Annotated in this window: 19 protein-coding genes and 2 tRNA genes; 11 read left to right on the top strand and 10 right to left on the bottom strand. The window is 68.7% G+C overall.

Features of this window, described 5'->3' with window-relative positions; all coding sequences use genetic code 11:
* Both BFN01_RS15460 and BFN01_RS06540 read left to right on the top strand, forming a co-directional pair.
* A partial coding sequence (locus BFN01_RS15460; protein ID WP_083428675.1) for a DUF4097 family beta strand repeat-containing protein occupies positions 1 to 777 on the top strand: 777 nt, incomplete at its 5' end.
* An 81-nt stretch (positions 778 to 858) separates the two neighbouring features.
* Positions 859 to 932 (top strand) — tRNA-Ile (locus BFN01_RS06540).
* Between the two features lie 49 nt (positions 933 to 981).
* Here BFN01_RS06540 and BFN01_RS06535 read toward each other — a convergent pair.
* The gene (locus tag BFN01_RS06535; RefSeq protein ID WP_071642819.1) at positions 982 to 1,461 is read right to left on the bottom strand and encodes a DUF3253 domain-containing protein; all 480 of its coding nucleotides are present in this window, start codon (positions 1,459 to 1,461) and stop codon (positions 982 to 984) included.
* 153 nt (positions 1,462 to 1,614) lie between these two features.
* On the opposite strand from BFN01_RS06535, the gene BFN01_RS06530 reads away from it, so the two are divergent.
* From BFN01_RS06530 to BFN01_RS06515, 4 genes are all read left to right on the top strand, one after another.
* Positions 1,615 to 1,687, top strand: a tRNA-Ala gene (locus BFN01_RS06530).
* An 88-nt stretch (positions 1,688 to 1,775) separates the two neighbouring features.
* Positions 1,776 to 2,906 carry an aminotransferase class V-fold PLP-dependent enzyme gene (locus tag BFN01_RS06525; RefSeq protein WP_071642817.1) on the top strand — a complete coding sequence of 377 codons (1,131 nt, stop codon included), beginning with the start codon at positions 1,776 to 1,778 and terminating at the stop codon, positions 2,904 to 2,906.
* A gap of 28 nt (positions 2,907 to 2,934) precedes the next feature.
* Positions 2,935 to 3,873: an AraC family transcriptional regulator gene (locus BFN01_RS06520; protein ID WP_256221053.1), complete on the top strand. Its 939-nt coding sequence runs from the start codon at positions 2,935 to 2,937 to the stop codon at positions 3,871 to 3,873.
* A gap of 88 nt (positions 3,874 to 3,961) precedes the next feature.
* Positions 3,962 to 4,396 (top strand): NUDIX hydrolase, encoded by a 435-nt coding sequence (locus BFN01_RS06515; protein ID WP_071642815.1) that lies wholly within the window; start codon positions 3,962 to 3,964, stop codon positions 4,394 to 4,396.
* A 6-nt stretch (positions 4,397 to 4,402) separates the two neighbouring features.
* Here BFN01_RS06515 and BFN01_RS06510 read toward each other — a convergent pair whose 3' ends face one another.
* Both BFN01_RS06510 and BFN01_RS06505 read right to left on the bottom strand, forming a co-directional pair.
* A complete protein-coding gene (locus BFN01_RS06510; RefSeq protein WP_071642821.1) occupies positions 4,403 to 4,882 on the bottom strand; it encodes an aminoacyl-tRNA deacylase in 480 nt (159 codons plus the stop codon).
* A 56-nt stretch (positions 4,883 to 4,938) separates the two neighbouring features.
* Positions 4,939 to 5,436 carry a DNA helicase gene (locus BFN01_RS06505; RefSeq protein ID WP_071642813.1) on the bottom strand — a complete coding sequence of 166 codons (498 nt, stop codon included), beginning with the start codon at positions 5,434 to 5,436 and terminating at the stop codon, positions 4,939 to 4,941.
* A gap of 144 nt (positions 5,437 to 5,580) precedes the next feature.
* Between BFN01_RS06505 and BFN01_RS06500 the strand changes: the two genes are divergently transcribed.
* Together BFN01_RS06500 and BFN01_RS06495 are read left to right on the top strand one after the other, a co-directional pair.
* A complete protein-coding gene (locus tag BFN01_RS06500; protein WP_071642811.1) occupies positions 5,581 to 6,138 on the top strand; it encodes a peptidylprolyl isomerase in 558 nt (185 codons plus the stop codon).
* A 25-nt stretch (positions 6,139 to 6,163) separates the two neighbouring features.
* A complete protein-coding gene (locus BFN01_RS06495; protein ID WP_071642809.1) occupies positions 6,164 to 7,045 on the top strand; it encodes a rhomboid family intramembrane serine protease in 882 nt (293 codons plus the stop codon).
* 228 nt (positions 7,046 to 7,273) lie between these two features.
* Here BFN01_RS06495 and BFN01_RS06490 read toward each other — a convergent pair whose 3' ends face one another.
* A complete protein-coding gene (locus BFN01_RS06490; protein ID WP_071642807.1) occupies positions 7,274 to 7,513 on the bottom strand; it encodes a cell division protein CrgA in 240 nt (79 codons plus the stop codon).
* 36 nt (positions 7,514 to 7,549) lie between these two features.
* Between BFN01_RS06490 and BFN01_RS06485 the strand changes: the two genes are divergently transcribed.
* From BFN01_RS06485 to BFN01_RS06480, 3 genes are read left to right on the top strand one after another with little or no spacing between them, the layout of a single operon-like run.
* The gene (locus BFN01_RS06485; protein WP_071642804.1) at positions 7,550 to 8,353 is read left to right on the top strand and encodes a class E sortase; all 804 of its coding nucleotides are present in this window, start codon (positions 7,550 to 7,552) and stop codon (positions 8,351 to 8,353) included.
* Positions 8,353 to 8,508, top strand: a complete 156-nt coding sequence (locus BFN01_RS15455) for a hypothetical protein (RefSeq protein WP_177243819.1) — start codon at positions 8,353 to 8,355, stop codon at positions 8,506 to 8,508. The genes BFN01_RS06485 and BFN01_RS15455 overlap by 1 nt, the downstream gene beginning before the upstream one ends.
* Positions 8,505 to 9,152, top strand: coding sequence for an aminodeoxychorismate/anthranilate synthase component II (locus BFN01_RS06480; protein ID WP_071642802.1), 648 nt, complete (start codon positions 8,505 to 8,507; stop codon positions 9,150 to 9,152). The genes BFN01_RS15455 and BFN01_RS06480 overlap by 4 nt, the downstream gene beginning before the upstream one ends.
* On the opposite strand, the gene pknB is transcribed toward BFN01_RS06480, so the two are convergent.
* The 6 genes from pknB to BFN01_RS06450 all read right to left on the bottom strand — a co-directional run.
* On the bottom strand, positions 9,128 to 10,849 hold the full coding sequence (pknB, locus tag BFN01_RS06475) for a Stk1 family PASTA domain-containing Ser/Thr kinase (protein ID WP_071642800.1): 1,722 nt from the start codon (positions 10,847 to 10,849) through the stop codon (positions 9,128 to 9,130). The genes BFN01_RS06480 and pknB overlap by 25 nt on opposite strands.
* 40 nt (positions 10,850 to 10,889) lie before the next feature.
* Positions 10,890 to 12,680, bottom strand: coding sequence for a protein kinase (locus BFN01_RS06470; protein ID WP_071642798.1), 1,791 nt, complete (start codon positions 12,678 to 12,680; stop codon positions 10,890 to 10,892).
* Positions 12,677 to 14,131 carry a penicillin-binding protein 2 gene (locus BFN01_RS06465; protein WP_071642796.1) on the bottom strand — a complete coding sequence of 485 codons (1,455 nt, stop codon included), beginning with the start codon at positions 14,129 to 14,131 and terminating at the stop codon, positions 12,677 to 12,679. The genes BFN01_RS06470 and BFN01_RS06465 overlap by 4 nt, the downstream gene beginning before the upstream one ends.
* Positions 14,131 to 15,513, bottom strand: coding sequence for an FtsW/RodA/SpoVE family cell cycle protein (locus BFN01_RS06460; protein ID WP_071642794.1), 1,383 nt, complete (start codon positions 15,511 to 15,513; stop codon positions 14,131 to 14,133). Before BFN01_RS06460 ends, BFN01_RS06465 begins: the two co-directional genes overlap by 1 nt.
* The gene (locus BFN01_RS06455) at positions 15,510 to 16,802 is read right to left on the bottom strand and encodes a PP2C family serine/threonine-protein phosphatase (protein WP_071642791.1); all 1,293 of its coding nucleotides are present in this window, start codon (positions 16,800 to 16,802) and stop codon (positions 15,510 to 15,512) included. The genes BFN01_RS06460 and BFN01_RS06455 overlap by 4 nt, the downstream gene beginning before the upstream one ends.
* Positions 16,803 to 16,816: 14 nt before the next feature.
* A partial coding sequence (locus tag BFN01_RS06450; RefSeq protein WP_143187182.1) for an FHA domain-containing protein occupies positions 16,817 to 17,134 on the bottom strand: 318 nt, incomplete at its 5' end.

The following is a 17,134-nucleotide window of genomic DNA, read 5'->3' as shown; positions in this document are numbered from 1 at the left end:
GCGATCACCACGGTGATCGCCGCAGTCGGCGGAGTCGTGCTGCTCGGCTCAGCGGCATCCGCAGCCGTGACCGGCTTGCAGCAGATGGGCCCGCAGTCGGGGCAGCTGACCGCGGATGTCGGCGGCGTGAGCTCGATGGACGTCGAGGTGGGCGGGGCGGACATGCGCATCGTGTTCGACGACGTCGACGACGCCGAGCTTCGGGTCGAGGGTGCGTCGACCGGCGGGTGGACCCTGCGAGCCGATGACGGCCGGCTCGAGGTCCGCGGCCCCGATCGCGGGTTCGGCTGGTGGAGTCCGGACTGGCTGCGCGGCGACGAGCGGGTGACACTCGTGCTGCCGCTCGATCTGAAGGGCGTGGATGCCGAGCTGACGCTGCACGCCGGGCAGCTCGACGTCACGGGTGAGTTCGCCGATCTCGCGGTCGACGTGAACGCCGGATCGCTCGCGATGACCGGTGATGCTCGCACCATCGACATCGAGCTGAACGCCGGGCGGGCGGACGTGGAGCTGCGGGGCGTGGAGCAGGCCCAGTACCGGATCAGCGCGGGTCGGGTGGTATCGGCACTCACCACCGTGCCCGACAGCGTCGACTTCTCGGTGTCGGCCGGCGCACTCGATCTCACCCTGCCCGATCAGGAGTACGACCTGCGCCGCGAGGTGAGTGCCGGATCGCTGGACAGCAGCCTCGATCAGAGCAGTGACAGCAGGCACCGGATCACGGGCAGCGTCTCGGCCGGGTCCGCCACTCTGCGACCCGGCGGCACCGGGGAGTGAGGTCGAAACGCCCGGCCGGTGCGCTGGCCGGTCTCGATTCGCTTTTGCGCAGGATTATCCGGTAAAGTCTTGGAGGTTGACGGGGCTATAGCTCAGGCGGTTAGAGCGCTTCACTGATAATGAAGAGGTCCCAGGTTCAAGTCCTGGTAGCCCCACCGAAGACGACGAAGAAGGCCCCGCTCCGGCGGGGCCTTCTTCGTTCGTTCACAGGTCAGGGCCGCGCACGATCCGGACAGGCCCGCGGGTATCGGCGATGCGCACCGGCTCACCCTTCTGGGTGACGATGACTTGCCCTTCGTCCGCGAGCCGAGCGGTGACGCGCCGCACGTCATCCATGATCGATCGCCACGAGTGCGCACCGACCGTGCGAGCGACATCACTCGGGCAGATCGAGGACCCCTGCCGCTTGCGCACGAGCGCGCGCACGGCCGCGGCGATCCGCTCGTCGAAGTCGGCTCCGGATCGCTCGTCCCACCATGGCGCCCCCCTCTCACCGAGCGCGGTCTTCGCGTCGTGCACGCGCCGCCGAGCGTCGCTCTCCCCCGTCTTCACGGCGCGCCGAGCGGACATGAGCTCCTCGACCAGCTCCTGACGGAAGGACTCGGGGATCGCGGGGTCCGTCGCCCGCCACCGTCTCCCGTCGATGATGACGTGGTGGCCGTCGTCTGTTCTGTGCGGATCCATGTCGCCACCATCCGCCTCGTCGGCGGCGAACGCGAGGGACTTGACCCCGACCCGCTGTCTCCTCCGACACGCGCGGACGCTGCGGGCGCGCCCGACGATTACGGCGCCCGCCCCGACGGCATGTATGATTGACGGCGGTGCTCGCACCGGTGAGGGGCCTTAGCTCAGTTGGTAGAGCGCTTGCTTTGCAAGCAAGATGTCAGGAGTTCGAATCTCCTAGGCTCCACAGATCGAAAGCCCCGACGTCGTCGGGGCTTTCTTCCGCTTCACGGAAGTCCTGGCTCTCCCCCAGCAGACAATGCCAGGCTGGACCCATGACTCTGCCGCACGCTGACATCGATCCGGACGGACTGCTCGAGTACTCGGTGGTGTTCACCGACCGGTCACTCAATCACATGTCGAAACGGTTCGTCGGGATCATGCAGCAGACCATCGACATCCTCTGCGAGGCATACGGCGCCGACAGCGTCGCACTCGTCAACGGCGGTGGCAGCTTCGCGATGGAATCCGTCGCCAGGCATCTGGCCACGGGCAGACGCGCCCTCATCGTGCGCAACGGCCTCTTCTCGTACCGCTGGTCGCAGATCCTCGAGATGGGCGGCATCGCGTCCGATGTCACCGTCTGCCTGGCCCGCCCCGACGGCGACGACGTGCAGGCCGCGTGGAGCCCCGCGCCGATCGACGAGGTGGTCGCCGCCATCCGCGCCAAGCGCCCGGAGGTCGTCTTCGCCCCGCACGTCGAGACGGCAGCCGGGATCATCCTGACCGACGACTACGTGCGCGCGCTCGCCGACGCCACGCACGAGGTGGGCGGGGTGCTCGTGCTCGACTGCATCGCCTCCGGCGCGATGTGGGTCGACATGAGCGATCTCGGCGTCGACGTGCTTCTCTCTGCTCCGCAGAAGGGCTGGAGCGGTTCTCCCGGAGTCGGGTACGTGATGCTCAGCGGCACGGGTCGGGATGCCGTGGTAGCGGGCACCGCGACGAGCTTCGCGCTCGACCTGAACCGCTGGCTGAGCATCTCCGACGGCTATCGGGACGGCTCGGCCGGCTACCACTCGACCATGCCCACCGACACCATCGCACGCAACCTGCAGCAGATGATCGAGACCCGTGAGCGCGGCTTCGACGCGCTGCGCCGCGCACAGATCGAGTTGGGCACGCGTGTTCGTGCGCTTCTGGCGGAGCACGGGCTGCGGTCAGTCGCCGCATCCGGCTTCGCCTCTCCGAGCGTGGTCGTGGTGCACACCACCGAACCCGATCTGCGCAGTGCCGCCGCATTCAAGGATCACGGCGTGCAGGTCGCCGCCGGCGTGCCGCTGCACTGCGACGAGCCGGACGGCTTCTCCACCTTCCGGGTCGGGCTGTTCGGCCTCGACAAGCTCGACGACGTGGATAGGGCGGTCGCCCGTCTCGAGAGAGCGCTCGTCGCTCTCCGCGACTGAGCGACGACGGCACGCACAGGAGGATTCTGTGGCGGAGATTCTGCGGATGGATTCCGACGACGTCGCCGACGTGGAGGAGATCTGGAAGACATTCGTGCCGTCCGCGTCGCTGCTGCGCATCGACCCGGCGGACTTCGCCTTCCGGTGGCGGTCGGCGACACTGGGCGACCTCGCGATCGTGCGGTACTCGCTCACCGCGGAGGTGCACTCCCGCGTGCAGCCCGAGGACCAGCTCTTCGCATGCCGGCTGGTCGCCGCCGACGGTGTGCTGCGCACCCGTCGATCGATCATCGACGCCGGTGCCCCGTGGGCGACCGACAGCGCGCTGGTCGAAGCGGAATGGAACGGCACGGCAGAGGTGTCGGCCCTCCTCTTCGATCGTGCCCGCGCTCAGGAGCTCGCACGTCGGATCACCGGGGATGAGCTTCTGTCGCTGCGGCTGACGTCGGTGCATCCCCGCTCCGACCTGGCGGCGCGCCAGTGGGTCCGTGCGTTCGACTACCTCCTCACCTCGGCGCTGTCGCTCGACGACGCGGGTGATGAGCTGATCGAGGCGGGTCTCGCTCGACACGCGCTCACGACGATCCTCGGCTGCTTCCCCTCGACCTTCTCCTCGGCGATCACCCGTGATGGTGGCGGTGAGAGCGCGGCGACCGTGCGCCGAGCTCTGACCTACATCGATGAGAACGCCCACCTGCCGATCACGGTGGACGAGGTCGCGGAGGCCGTGCACATGTCGACTCGCGGACTGCAGTACGCCTTCCGCCGTGGCATCGACATGACCCCGACCGAGTACCTGCGTCGGGTGCGACTCGACGGCGCGCACCGTGATCTGCGCAACGGCGGCGCCGACGAGTCGGTCACCCGCATCGCGCGGCGCTGGGGGTTCGCCAACAGCTCGCGGTTCAGCGCGCTGTACCGGCAGACCTACGGCCGTTCGGCCAAGGAGACTCTGCAGGAGCACTGAGCGGTGACATCCTCCTCGCCGAGGGGGTCATCCAGCCGGTCGGGACCACCTGTCCCGCCGGCGCCGGCGCCGCGACTACTGTGAGTGCATGGACCTGCGCGTCGCCGCCTACGGGATCGTCACCGACGACGAAGGCCGGGTGCTGCTGGCCCGGTGGATCGAAGGGCGTCGGGTGGCGTGGACACTTCCCGGCGGCGGGCTGGAAGAGGGAGAGGATCCCGAGACGGCCGTGCGTCGCGAGCTCCGTGAGGAGACGGGCTTCCGGATCGAGACCACGGGGCTGCTCGGCATCCACTCCCGGGTGATCCCGGCATCGCGCCGCGTGCGCCGCGACGAGAGGAAGGTGCCGCTGCACACTCTGCGGATCGTCTACCGGGCAGAGGTCACCGGCGGTGAGCTGCGGTTCGAGAGGAACGGATCGACCGACATGGCCGCCTGGTTCACGCTCGACGAGGCCGCCGCGCTGCAGCGCGTGAAGCTCGTCGACATCGGGCTGCGGATGGCGGGCCTGCTGCCGGAGTGAGCGGCGCTAGTCGCGGACCGCTTCAGGCTGGGAGATGTCGGCGACCGTCGCGCCGTAGGCACGGATCAGGTCGTCGGCCTCGACGAAGAGGCTGTGGCCGTGCACACCGGCACCCATCGCGATGCGGCGTCCGACGATGCTCTCGTCCGCGTACACCGGCCAGTCGGTGGTGCTGCCGATCGGCACGATCGTGCCGCGCTCGTAGCCGGTGGCGGCCAGCGCCAGCTCGGGCTCGGGCAGACGCAGCCTGTTCACGCCGACGATCGCGCGCAGCTTCGGCCACGAGATGGAACGCCCACCGGGCACCAGGGCGAAGAGGTACGAAGGCTCGGTCCCTGAGCCGGTGGCCTGTACGGAGCTGACGTCAGCGGGTCGTCGTGACGACGTCTTCACGACGAGGGTCTTCACGATGTCGGACGGCTGCAGACCGAGCAGAGCGGCTGCCTCCGTCAGACTGTGCGCCTGCGGCCGCTCGCGGATCTCGATGTCGAGTCCGCGTGCGGCCGCAGCAGCACGCACCCGCTGATGCGGGTCGGCTTCAGTCACGCGTTGGGCGGCGACAGCGGGTCGTCGGCGACCCACAGCTCGTCGTCTGCACGCAGGGCCTGCCATGCGGCGGCGACGACGCCGACGGCGGCGGCCACACCGAGCACGATCGCGACGACCGAGCCGAAGCCCATGCTCTTCTTGGCCGGTGCGACGTGGCGCGGACCCCATCCGAGGTCGTGTCGCTTCTTGTTCGCGACATCCCAGGCCGACAGGGCGGTTCCGACGACGCCACCTACGACGGGAACGACCCGCTCATCGACGACGTGCTTGCCGAACTTCACGCTGCGATCGACGGCCGGGGCGAGGTGGCGCTCGTACGAGTCGTGCACGGACGGCATGACCTGCTCGCGATTGAAGTTGCCGAGCTGACGTCCGGCCTCACGGGCGACGTCGGCAGCGTGGCCGACGAGCACCTGCTGCGACTCCCAGAGTCGTCCGGCCTCCTGCTGAAGTCGACGCAGTTCCTTCTTGCGCTTGCGGCTGAGATTCACGTTGCTCTCCCGTCGGTCGGTCGATGTCCGTTCCGCTGATCATCCAACCACAACACGCTGAATACGAGCAGAGTCTGGCGGTCGGGGCCCGGAAACGAGACAATACGCCGCACCCGCACAGGACTGCTCTGCGACAATGGAACCATGCCTCACGCATCTCACGTCGCAACCATGCACACCAACCACGGTGACATCGTCATCAACCTGTTCGGAGACCACGCTCCGAACACGGTCGCCAACTTCGTCGGCCTCGCCGACGGATCGAAGGCGTGGACGCACCCCGCCACCGGCAAGCCGGGCGAGGGCCCGCTCTACAAGGACGTCATCTTCCACCGCATCATCCCCAACTTCATGATCCAGGGCGGCGACCCGCTCGGTCAGGGCATCGGCGGACCCGGCTACAACTTCAACGACGAGATCCACCCTGAGCTGAACTTCAACGACCCGTACGTGCTCGCCATGGCCAACGCCGGTCTGCGCCGCAACGCCATCACCGGCCAGGCCGAGGGCACCAACGGCTCGCAGTTCTTCATCACGACCGACCCGACCCCGTGGCTGCAGGGCAAGCACACGATCTTCGGCGTCGTCGCCGATGATGCGTCCAAGGCTGTCGTCGACGAGATCGCCGCGGTGCGCACCGGCGCGCAGGATCGTCCCGTCGAGGACGTCGTGCTGCACTCGGTCGACATCGTCGCCAACTGACACACGACCGCTCGAGCCGATCCGGATGACCTCTCCTGATTTCACGCGCAACCGCGAGAACTTCTGCTACCGGCATCCGGATCGGCAGAGCTTCGTGCTCTGCCAGCGCTGCACGCGCACCGTCTGCGCCGACTGCCAGACCCAGGCGCCCGTCGGCGTCATCTGCCCGGAGTGCATGAAGGCCGACCGCAAGGCGCAGACTCCCGCGCAGCGCCGCGCCCACCGCGCCTGGCGCACCACGAGCGGCTCATCGCAGCCGATCGCGACCTACGCGATCATCGCCGTCACCTCGGTCGTGGGCCTGCTGCAGCTGCTGCTCGGGCCGATCGTCGATCGCACCCTGCTGTTCGCGACGCCGTTCCTCTTGCCCGACATGTTCGGCGGCGACTTCTCCTTCCAGCCGTGGCGGATGCTGACGTCGATGCTCGTGCACTCCGGCATCACGCACTTCCTGCTGAACATGCTGGCGCTGTGGATGATCGGTCGCAGTCTCGAGCCCCTGCTGGGGCGAGGGAGGTTCGTCGCCCTCTATCTCATCGGCGGACTCGGCGGCTCGGTGGCGATGGCTGTGCTCGACCCTGTCGTCGCCACGGTGGGCGCCTCCGGCGGCATCTTCGCGCTGATGGGCGCGCTCCTCGTGATCGGGCGGCACATCGGCGCGAACATCCGCGGAATCCTGGTGATCCTCGCCATCAACCTCGCGATCGGGTTCATCCAGACTCTGAACATCGCATGGCAGGCGCACATCGGCGGGGCGGCTGTCGGGGCGCTGGTGGGTCTGATCTTCGCCCGCACCCGGAAGCGCTCGCAGCGCACGGCTCAGATCCTGCTGCTCGTCGCGCTCACGGTCGTTCTTCTGGCGATCGCGTTCCTGGTGACGCCGATCGTGCTGCGCAGCCTGTTCTGACGCTGCGGCTCCGGCCCGACGCGAGTTCTGCACACTCTCTGCACACCCTGTCCACAGGGCTCTGCACATGAAGTCCCCGGGTTATCCACAGAGTTGTCCACACCTGGGGAGAATTACACCGGTGTTATTCACAGGTGGAGAGGGTTGTTAACAACCCTCTGGGGAAAGCGAGACGCCCCCTCACCGGACGGTGAGAGGGCGTGTCGACGAGCGGGAGCGGCGCGGAGGTCAGCGCCAGCGGGTCGTCATCAGGAAGCCGATGAGCGCGATGCCCAAGCCGATGCCGAGGTTCCACGAGTCCAGACCCGGGATGGGGAAGCGGGAGCCGGAGATGTAGTAGACGAGGATCCACGCCAGACCCAGCAGCATGAAGCCGACCATGACGGGCTTGAACCACACGGCGTTCGGAGCGGCATCGCCCTCGGGACGCTCGACGGCGGGCTCTTCGGGGTTGCGGTCACGTGCCATGAGCATCATTGTAGCCGGGCGAATAGACTTCCCCCTATGCATGCGGTCGCGTCGTCCCGGGCCTCGCTGCGGGGTTCGAAGCCGGCGCGCAGGCGCTCCCGCGCGACCTTCGCCAGCGTGCTCGGCGAACTGCTGCTCACCGCCGGCGTGCTCGTGCTGCTGTTCGTCTCCTGGCAGATGTGGATCGGCGACCTCATCATCGGCGCCGAGAACAATGTCAGAGGCGCCGAGCTCTCGGCCCAGTGGGCCGAGGCATCGCCCCCCGCACCTCCGCCCGTGCTCGAGCAGGGCGACCAGAAGGTCTACGAGCCGCCCGTGCTCCCGCATCCGGCCGACGCCGAGGTGTTCGCGAACATGCGCATCCCGAGGTTCGGCGACGACTACAACGTGCACATCGCCGGCGGGACCTCACGCGAGCGGACCCTCGACAGGATCGGCATCGGTCTCTACGAGCAGTCGAAGATGCCGGGAGAGGTGGGCAACTTCTCGCTCGCCGGCCACCGCACGACCTGGGGCAAGCCGTTCAACCGCATCGACAAGCTGCGTCTCGACGACGCGATCGTCGTCGAGACCGAAGTCGGCTGGTACACGTACCGGTTCCGCAATCTGCAGTACGTGAAGCCGTCCGCGGGGGATGTGCTGCTCGACGTGCCGCAGATGCCGCAGGTCGCCCCGTCTGATCGGTTCATCACCCTCACGGCCTGCTCTCCGCTGTACTCGCTCGCGGAGCGCATCGTCGCGTACGGGGTATTCGAGAGCTTCCAGCCGCGCGCGGAGGGGCCGCCCGCGTCGCTCGCGTCGGTCGATGAGGCCAGTCCGTCCGCCGAAGGAGTCCGCTGATGTACGCAGCCCTGTGGCACCTGCTGCCCGGACCGTGGTGGGTGCGCCTGTTCATCCTGCTGCTGCTGGTGGCGGCCGTGCTCTACGCGCTGTTCTTCCACGTCTTCCCCTGGATCAGTCCGCTGATCACGCCCGGCGAGGTGGACCTGCAGTGACAGCACGGGTGCTCGTGGTCGACAACCACGACAGCTTCGTGCACACCCTGATCGGCTACCTCCGCGAGCTGGGCGCGGAGGTGGTGATGGTGGAGGCGGATGCCGCCGGACCCGCTCCGGATGCCGAGGTGCGCCACCACTGGCGCGAGCTCCTGCTCGGTTTCGACGCCGTGATGATCTCTCCCGGACCCGGTTCGCCCGCGGATGCCGGTGCGTCGATCGAGGTCGTGCGCCTGGCGGCAGAGATCGGGATGCCGCTGCTCGGCGTCTGCCTCGGCCACCAGACGATCGGCGAGGCCTTCGGCGGCGCGGTCGGCGTGGCGCCGGAGCTGATGCACGGCATGGTCTCGCAGGTGAGCCACGACGCATCTTCGCTGTTCGACGGCATCCCCTCGCCGTTCGCGGCGGGACGCTACCACTCGCTCGCCCTCGACGATGCGTCGCTGCCGCCGATGCTGCGTGTCAGCGCGCGAGCCGAGCACGGCACGATCATGGCGGTCGAGCATGACGCCCTGCCGATCGTCGGAGTGCAGTTCCACCCCGAGAGCGTGCTCACCGAGCACGGGCACCGTCTGCTCGGCAACTGGCTCGCGTCCGTGCGCGCGGAGGGGGTGGGGTGTCAGCCGGTCGGAGGCACGCAGTAGCGCAGCTCGACGGTGGAGTGGATGGGCACCTCGCCCGGCGACTTCGACATCGAGGCGACGACATTCGGCGTCTGTCCCTCGGCGCACGGTCCGAGCTCGACGGGCTCCGCCTCGAGGCCGAGCTTCTCGAGCTGCCCTTTCGCGGCATCCATCGAGAAGCCGGTCATGTCCTCGAGCGTGACGTTGCCGTTCGCGATGACGAGGTCGACGACCGTCCCCGGGGCGACCTGAGATCCGGCCGCCTCGCTCGCGCTGAGCACTGTTCCCGCCTGAGCGTCCTTGTCGTTCTGGGGCCGCACGGTGCCGAGTTCGAGCCGCGCCGCACCCAGAACCTGCTTCGCGGCATCCTGCGACAGCCCCTCCACCGTGGGCATCTCGACCGTGTCGGCGCCGGTCGAGACGTACACGATCACCGAGGTGCCGGCGGTCAGCTTCGCGCCGGTCGTCGGCGCTGAGCGGATGACGCGTCCTTCGTCGAAGTCGACGCTCGCCTCCTCCCGCATGTCGGGGATCAGCCCTCTCTCCTGCAGGGCGTCCTCGGCATCGTCGGCTGTGAGGTTGACGAGGTTCGGCACGGTCACCGACGACGTGGGCACATCCTTCGGCTGCATGGCCAGGGTGACCACCCAGATGAGCACCGAGATCAGCAGCACCGCCAGCAGGGCCACGCCCGCCCAGATCCAGGCCACCGGCGGGCCGGACTGCGTGCGGGTCATCGTCGTGTCCGTGCTCAGCTGACGCAGCGACCGCGCGGTCTCCTGCGCCTGCCGCGGGTTGGAGCCGTAGAGCTCGCTGGTGAGGGCTCCGATGTCCCTCTTGCTCGGCGCATGGCCGTCGGCGACCGCTTTCAGAGCGAGGCGGAACGATCCGGCGTCGGGGAATCGCTGGTAGGGGTCTTTCGCGAGGGCGCGCAGCACGATGGCATCCATCGACCGCGGCAGCTGCTCATTGACCTCTGTCGGGGGCAGCGGCGTCTCGCTGACGTGCTGGTAGGCGACGGCGACGGGGGAGTCGCCGCGGAACGGCTGGCGACCCGTGAGCATCTCGTACAGCACGACTCCGGCCGAGTAGAGGTCGGTGCGCGCATCGACCGCCTCGCCCTTGGCCTGCTCGGGGGAGAAGTACGCGGCGGTGCCGAGGATCTGCGTCGTCTCGGCGACGGTCGACGACGAGTCGGACACGGCGCGGGCGATGCCGAAGTCCATCACCTTCACGGTGCCCTTGTCGGTGATCATCACGTTGCCCGGCTTGATGTCGCGATGCACGACGCCGGCGCGATGCGAGTACTCGAGCGCCTCGAGGATGCCGTCCTCGTAGCGGATCGCGTCGGCGACTGGAAGCGGACCCTTCGCGATGATGTCCTTGAGCAGGGTGCCCTGCACCAGCTCCATCACGATGTACGGCTCGGTCTGCTCCGCCGCGTCGCCCGGCTGCTGCGTCCGCGACGCCGTCGACGGGTCACCGGCGTCGTAGACACGCACGATCGAGGGGTGCGACATGCGCGATGCCGCCTGCGCTTCGAGACGGAAGCGGGTGCGGAACGCGGTGTCGCGCGCGAGTTCCGGGTCGAGGATCTTGATCGCGACCTCACGTCCGAGCGTCAGATCGTAGCCGCGGTGCACTCTGGCCATGCCGCCATGACCGATGACCTCATCGACGCGGTAGCGACCGGCGATGATGCGCGGCTCTGGCGACACAGACGACTCCCCTCAGACCTCTCGGACGACCTCTTCCAGATTACTGGGTGGGGGCTGTGCCCCCGGTGTCACCGGCGCCCTCACCGGTGCCCCCGTCGGCGGGCGGGGTCGGGGTGGCGGGGGCCTCGATCTGCTTCTCCATCTGCGGCGAACGCGGGGACGGCATGTCGTTTCCGCAGAACGCGACGTAGCTGGCCGTCACCGTGGCACCGGGAGTGCCCGTGATGATGATCGGCGCGCTGAGCTGACCGCGGCTGAACGTGCGATCCGCGCTGCCGTCATCGAAGGTCGCGTTGGTCAGCTTGACCTCGTACGCCGAGAGGGCCGGCACACCGGACGGGCATTCGAAGTTCGTCCAGTTCAGGGTGACCGTGGCGCCCGTGGTCGGGGTGTCGCTGAGGCTCGGCGCCGAGCCGGGCTCGGGAATGCTGACCGCGGCCTTGTAGGTCGTGAGCGTGATCACGGTGCCCTCTTCGACGTTGCCCGAGGGGCTGACGCTCTGCACCCAGCCCTCGCGGTCGGAGGAGGGGGCGGCGGTGTTGCCTTCGACGCAGTCGCCGTCGAGACCCGCCTCGATGAGGGTCTGCTTCGCGTCCTCGCACGGCCGCTCGACGAGATCGAGGTCGCCGACGTTGACGAGTGCCTTCTCGGGTGCGCTCGGCGTGGCCGAGCTCGGCTTCGGCTTGGGCGACGCCGGGCTCGACGTCGACGCCGCGGGCTTGGCCTCATCCTGATTGCTGAGCATGGCGATCAGCGTGCCGCCGAGCACGAGCACGAGCAGCGCGATCAGGGCGATGAGCGGCCACGTCCACGGGCTGCGCTTGCGCTTCTTCGGCTCCTCCGGCTCGGTGGTCGTCGCGGCGACGGCTGCTCCGGAGGGAAGCTGGGCGGTCGTCGGCAGGATGCGCGTGGCCTCCTCGCCGCCCATCCCGGTGAGGATGCGCGTCGCATCATCGGCATCCGCCACACCCGCACCCGCGATGGCGGGCACGGCGATCGCGGCCGAGTTCAGGTCGCCGCGGCGCAGGGCCTGCGCGGCGCGCGAGACCGTCGCCGCCGACGACGGCCGATCGGCCGGCTTCTTCGCGATCATCGCCATGACGAGGTTGCGCACGGGCGCCGGCACCGAATCGGGCAGCGGCGGAGGCTGCTCGTTGATCTGCGCCATCGCGATGGCCACCTGCGATTCTCCGGTGAACGGCCGCTTGCCCGCGAGGCTCTCGTACGCGACGATGCCGAGCGAGTACACGTCGGTCGCGGGCGACGCCGCATGCCCGGAGGCCTGCTCGGGCGACAGGTACTGCACGGTGCCCATCACCTGTCCGGTGGCGGTCAGCGGCACCTGGTCGGCGATGCGGGCGATGCCGAAGTCGGTGATCTTCACGCGCCCATCGGGCGTGATCAGCAGGTTGCCCGGCTTGATGTCGCGGTGCACGAGACCGGCCGCGTGCGCGGCCTGCAGCGCCGACGCGGTCTGCGCGACGATGTCGAGCGTCTTGTCGGGGCTCAGCGCTCCGTCGCGTTCGAGGATCGTCGACAGCGCCTCGCCTGGCACGAGTTCCATGACGAGGAAGGCGGAGCCGTTCTCCTCGCCGTAGTCGAACACGCTGGCGATGCCCTCGTGGTTGACGAGCGCGGCGTGGCGAGCCTCGGCGCGGAAGCGCTCGAGGAAGCCCGGATCGCCCATGTACTCGTCCTTGAGGATCTTGATGGCGACGGTGCGACCGATCACGTGGTCGGTCGCCTCCCACACCTCGCCCATGCCGCCGATCGCAATCCGCGACAACAGCTCGTAGCGTCCTCCGAAAGACACACCCTGCGTCGGCCTCATCTGCCCAGCACCGCCTCTATGACCTTCTTCGCAATCGGAGCGGCGATCGCGTTGCCGCTGCCCGATGTGCCTCTTCCACCGCCGTCTTCGACGACGACTGCCACCGCGACCTGCGGATCCTCCGCAGGCGCGAAACCTGTGAACCACAGCGTGTACGGCTTGCCGCCGTTCTCCGCCGTGCCCGTCTTTCCGGCGACATCGACGCCGTCTATTCTTGCACCCGTCGCCGCTCCCGACGCGACGCCCTCGACCAGCACAGCGGTCAGGGCATCGGCCGCCTCGGGGTCGAGTGCCTCGGCCAGGACCTCGTCGTCGAACTGCGTGTGCACGGCGAAGTCGTCGCCGATCACGGCATCCACCATCCGCGGCTTCATCACCGTGCCGTCATTGGCCAGTCCGGCGGCGACCATCGCGATCGTGAGCGGTGTCGCGGTGACCTTGCCCTGGCCGAACCCGGTGAGGGCGGTCGCGTCGTCGCTGAGCCCGGACGGGTAGCTCGAGGGCGTGACGGCGAGGGGGATCTCGAGGTCGGTGTTGAAGCCGAACTTCTCGGCCATCTCGCGGATGCGCTTGTCGCCGAGCTCGACGGCGAGCTCGGCCATCGGGATGTTGCAGCTGAGCTTCAGCGCCTGCGCCAGCGTCGTGGTCTCGCCGTCGCCGCAGGCGCCGCCCCACGCGTTCGACACGGTCGTGCTCGTGCCGGGCAGTGTGTAGCGGGCCGGGTTCGGGAAGGTCGAGTCGAGGGTCCACTCGCCGGATGCCAGCGCCGCGGCGGCGACGACGACCTTGAATGTCGACCCTGGCGGATTCAGGTTGCCCCCGATGGCGCGGTTGTACAGCGGCTTGTCGGGATCGGCCGCCAGACGGTCGTACTCGGCCTCGACGACCGCGGGGTCGTGCGCGGCGAGGGCGTTCGTGTCGAAACCGGGGGTCGAGACCATGGCGAGCACGCGGCCCGTCGCCGGTTCGATGGCGACGACGGCGCCCTTCAGGCCCTGCATGGCGTCATACGCCGCGCGCTGCGCCTGCGGATCCATGGTCAGCTGGACGCTGAGACCCTGCTGCGGCTGACCGGAGAGGATGCGCTCGATCTCGCCGAAGAACGCGTTCGACCCGGTGCCGGAGAGATCGGAGTTGAGGGCGCCTTCGATGCCGGTGCGCGAATCGAGCACGGGGTTGTAGTAGCCGGTGATCGGCGCCCACAGCGCGGGGTCGCTGTACATCCGCTGGTACTGGTACCGATCGTCGGCCGGCACGGATGTCGCGATGGCGGTGCCGTCGACGATGATCGACCCGCGCTGGATCTGGTAGCTGTCCAGGCGCGTGCGCGTGTTCGCGGGGTTCTGCGCCAGGCTGTCGGCGTCGACCACCTGGATCCAGCTCGTCGCAGCGAACAGCGACAGGAACATCGCGAGGATGACGAAACTCAGTCGGCGCAGCTCTTTGGTCATCAGCCGATCACCACCCTGGGCTGGCGGCGCACCGCATCGCTGATGCGCAACAGCAGCGCGACGATCAGCCAGTTGGCCACGAGCGACGAGCCGCCGGCGGCGAGGAACGGCGTGGTCAGACCGGTGAGCGGGATCACCCGGGTGACTCCGCCGACCATGATGAACACCTGCAGCGCGATCGTGAACGACAGCCCGGCGGCGAGCAGCTTGCCGAAGTCGTCCTGCCCGGCCATCCCGATGCGCAGACCGCGACTCACGAACACCATGTACAGGCAGAGGATCGCGAACAGCCCGACGATGCCCAGCTCCTCACCGAGGCTCGGAATGATGTAGTCGCTGTGCGCGAGCGGGGTGATCTGCGGGCGGCCCTGGCCCCACCCCGTGCCGATCAGACCGCCGTGCGCCAGGCCGAAGATGCCCTCGACCAGCTGATAGCTGCCGCCGTCGCGGGAGATCACATCGGGGTTGAACGCGTCGAGCCAGTTCCTGAAGCGTCCCTGCACGTAGGCGAGCACACGGGTCGCGAGGAAGACTCCGACCGCGACGCCGGCAAGACCGATGAGCACCCAGCTCGTCTTCCCCGTGGCGACGTAGAGCATCGCGATGAACATGCCGAAGATCAGCACACCGGTGCCGAGGTCGCGCTGCGTCACGATGATCAGCAGCGACAGCAGCCAGACCACGAGCACCGGGCCCAGTTCGCGCATGCGGGGCCACGTGATCCCGAGAACCCGTCGGCCCACCGAGCTGAGGCTCTCCCGCGTGCGCACCAGGTAGCCGGCGAAGAAGATCGCCAGGCAGATCTTGGCCAGCTCGCCGGGCTGGAACGACACGACACCGCCGAGCGACACCCACACGTCTGCGTTCACGCCGCGCGCGCGCAGCCCGGGAATGAACGGCAGGATCAGCAGCACGATGCCGGCGAGGCCCGAGACATAGGTGAACCGGTAGAGCACGCGGTAGTTGCGCAGCGCGATCACGATCGCGATCGCGCCGGCGAGGGAGAGCGCCGTCCATGCGAGCTGCTTGCTCGAGAACGCGTCCCACCCGGTGAGCTTCGTCGCGATGTCGATGCGGTGGATCATGGCGATGCCGAGACCCGTGAGCACCGTCGCGATGGGCAGCACGAAGGGGTCGGCGTCGGATGCCACGATGCGCAGCACCACGTGCAGCGCGAAGACCAGCACGCCGAGACCTCCGGCGAAGAGCAGGATCGTGGGGTTGATGGCCTGCTGGGCGCCCAGCTGCACGAGGGTCAGCGCCGCCCCGGAGATGAGCAGCGCGAACAGCAGCAGCCAGAACTCCCGGTTGCGCTGCTTCTGCGGCATCCGGATCTTCTTCAGCGCCTTCAGCACGCTGGTGTCGGCCGAGACGGCGGTCATGGCGTCGGCACCTCCGTGGTCGCGGTGGGTGAGGGCTGGGGCAGCGGCGGCTCGACGGGCAGCACCATCTTCGCGAGGCGATCGGTGATCGCCTCCGCGTCGGCGAGCGAGCGGGCGTTGATCGTCCGCTCGACCGACGAGCGCTGGTACGACTGCAGATCGGCGAGCAGGATGCCGGTGTCCTTGACCTCTGTCGACAGGGAGAGGGGGCCGATGCTCTGCTGCACGCCGCGGTAGATGACGACGCTGTCGTCGTCCGCCCCGACGAAGTAGCGGGTCTGCGTCCAGTTGTACGCGAGGAATCCGGCGCCGACCAGGGCGAGGACGGCGAGGAACAGCGCGAACAGCCAGGCGAAGCGTCGCCGGCGGGCACGACGCCGATCCTCCTCGATGATCTCCTCGAAGAAGTCGTCGGAGTCCGGTTCGAAGTGGCTGGGCTCGTTCGCGGCCTGCAGCACGGGATGCAGCCACCCGGTGAGCGAGGGTCGCGGCGCCGGCACCGGCAGCTCCGACGGGTTGGACGCGGCGCCGACGATGGTCGGGGTGCCGGAGGAGAGGGGATGCGCCCCGCCGACGTCGACGAGCACGATCGTGACGTTGTCGGGCGCGCCGCCGTCGAGGGCCTGCTTCAGCAGATTGTCGGCCGTGCGACCCGGCGCGAGGCCGAGGCGCATCGCCTTCGCGATGTGCTCGTCGTCGACGACGCCGGACAGTCCGTCCGAGCACAGCAGCCAGCGATCGCCGGGCCGCGTCGGCATGACGAACATGTCGAGGTCAGGAGCGATGTCCATGTCGCTGAGCACGCGCATGAGCACCGAGCGGCGGGGGTGGTAGCGGGCCTCTTCGAGCGTGATGCGGCCCGAGTCGACCAGGCGCTGCACGAACGTGTGGTCGGTGGTGATCTGGGTGAGCGCGTCATCGCGGTACAGATAGATGCGCGAGTCGCCGATGTGGCCGATGACCGCGTGGTCGTCGACCATCACGACGGCGCAGAGCGTGGTGCCGAGGCCTGCGAGCTCCGGACGCTCCTTCGACGCCTGCACCAGGTCGCCGGCAGCGGTCGTGGCCGCCGCCTGCAGCTCGGCCTGCGCGTCGTCGGTGGAGGCGTAGGCGTGGTCGAGAGCCTCCATGCGCGCGATGGCGAGGGTCGAGGCGACGTCTCCGCCGGCGTGACCGCCCATGCCGTCGGCGACGACGAACAGGTTCGCACCGGAGTATCCGGAGTCCTGATTGTTGGAGCGGACCTTCCCGGTGTGGGAGATCGCTGCGCTCGAGCCCTCGAAGACCATCTGGATGCGGGACCTTAGGATCGCAGCTCGAAGGTCGTGGCGCCCACCTTGATGGGGGTTCCGATCGCGACCTGGAGGGGCTTGTCGCCCAGGCGTCGCCCGTCGAGATAGGTGCCGTTGGTGGAGTCCAGATCCTGGATGGTCCAGATGTCGCCGCGCTTGGACAGTCGCGCATGGTGGCTGGAGGTGTAGTCGTCGCGGATCACGAGGCCCGACTCGCTGGATCGGCCGATCGACAGCGAGTCCGCCGAGCCCAGCGGCACCTCGAGCCCGGCCTTGGGGCCGGAGGTGATGATCAGGTGGGTGGGAGCCCGGCCGGTCGACGGCTCACG

It is taken from the genome of Microbacterium sp. AR7-10, assembly GCF_001878835.1.
Taxonomy (GTDB): domain Bacteria; phylum Actinomycetota; class Actinomycetes; order Actinomycetales; family Microbacteriaceae; genus Microbacterium; species Microbacterium commune.
The sequence above is the reverse complement of the archived record's forward strand: the minus strand, read 5'-3'. Positions and strand labels throughout refer to the sequence as shown.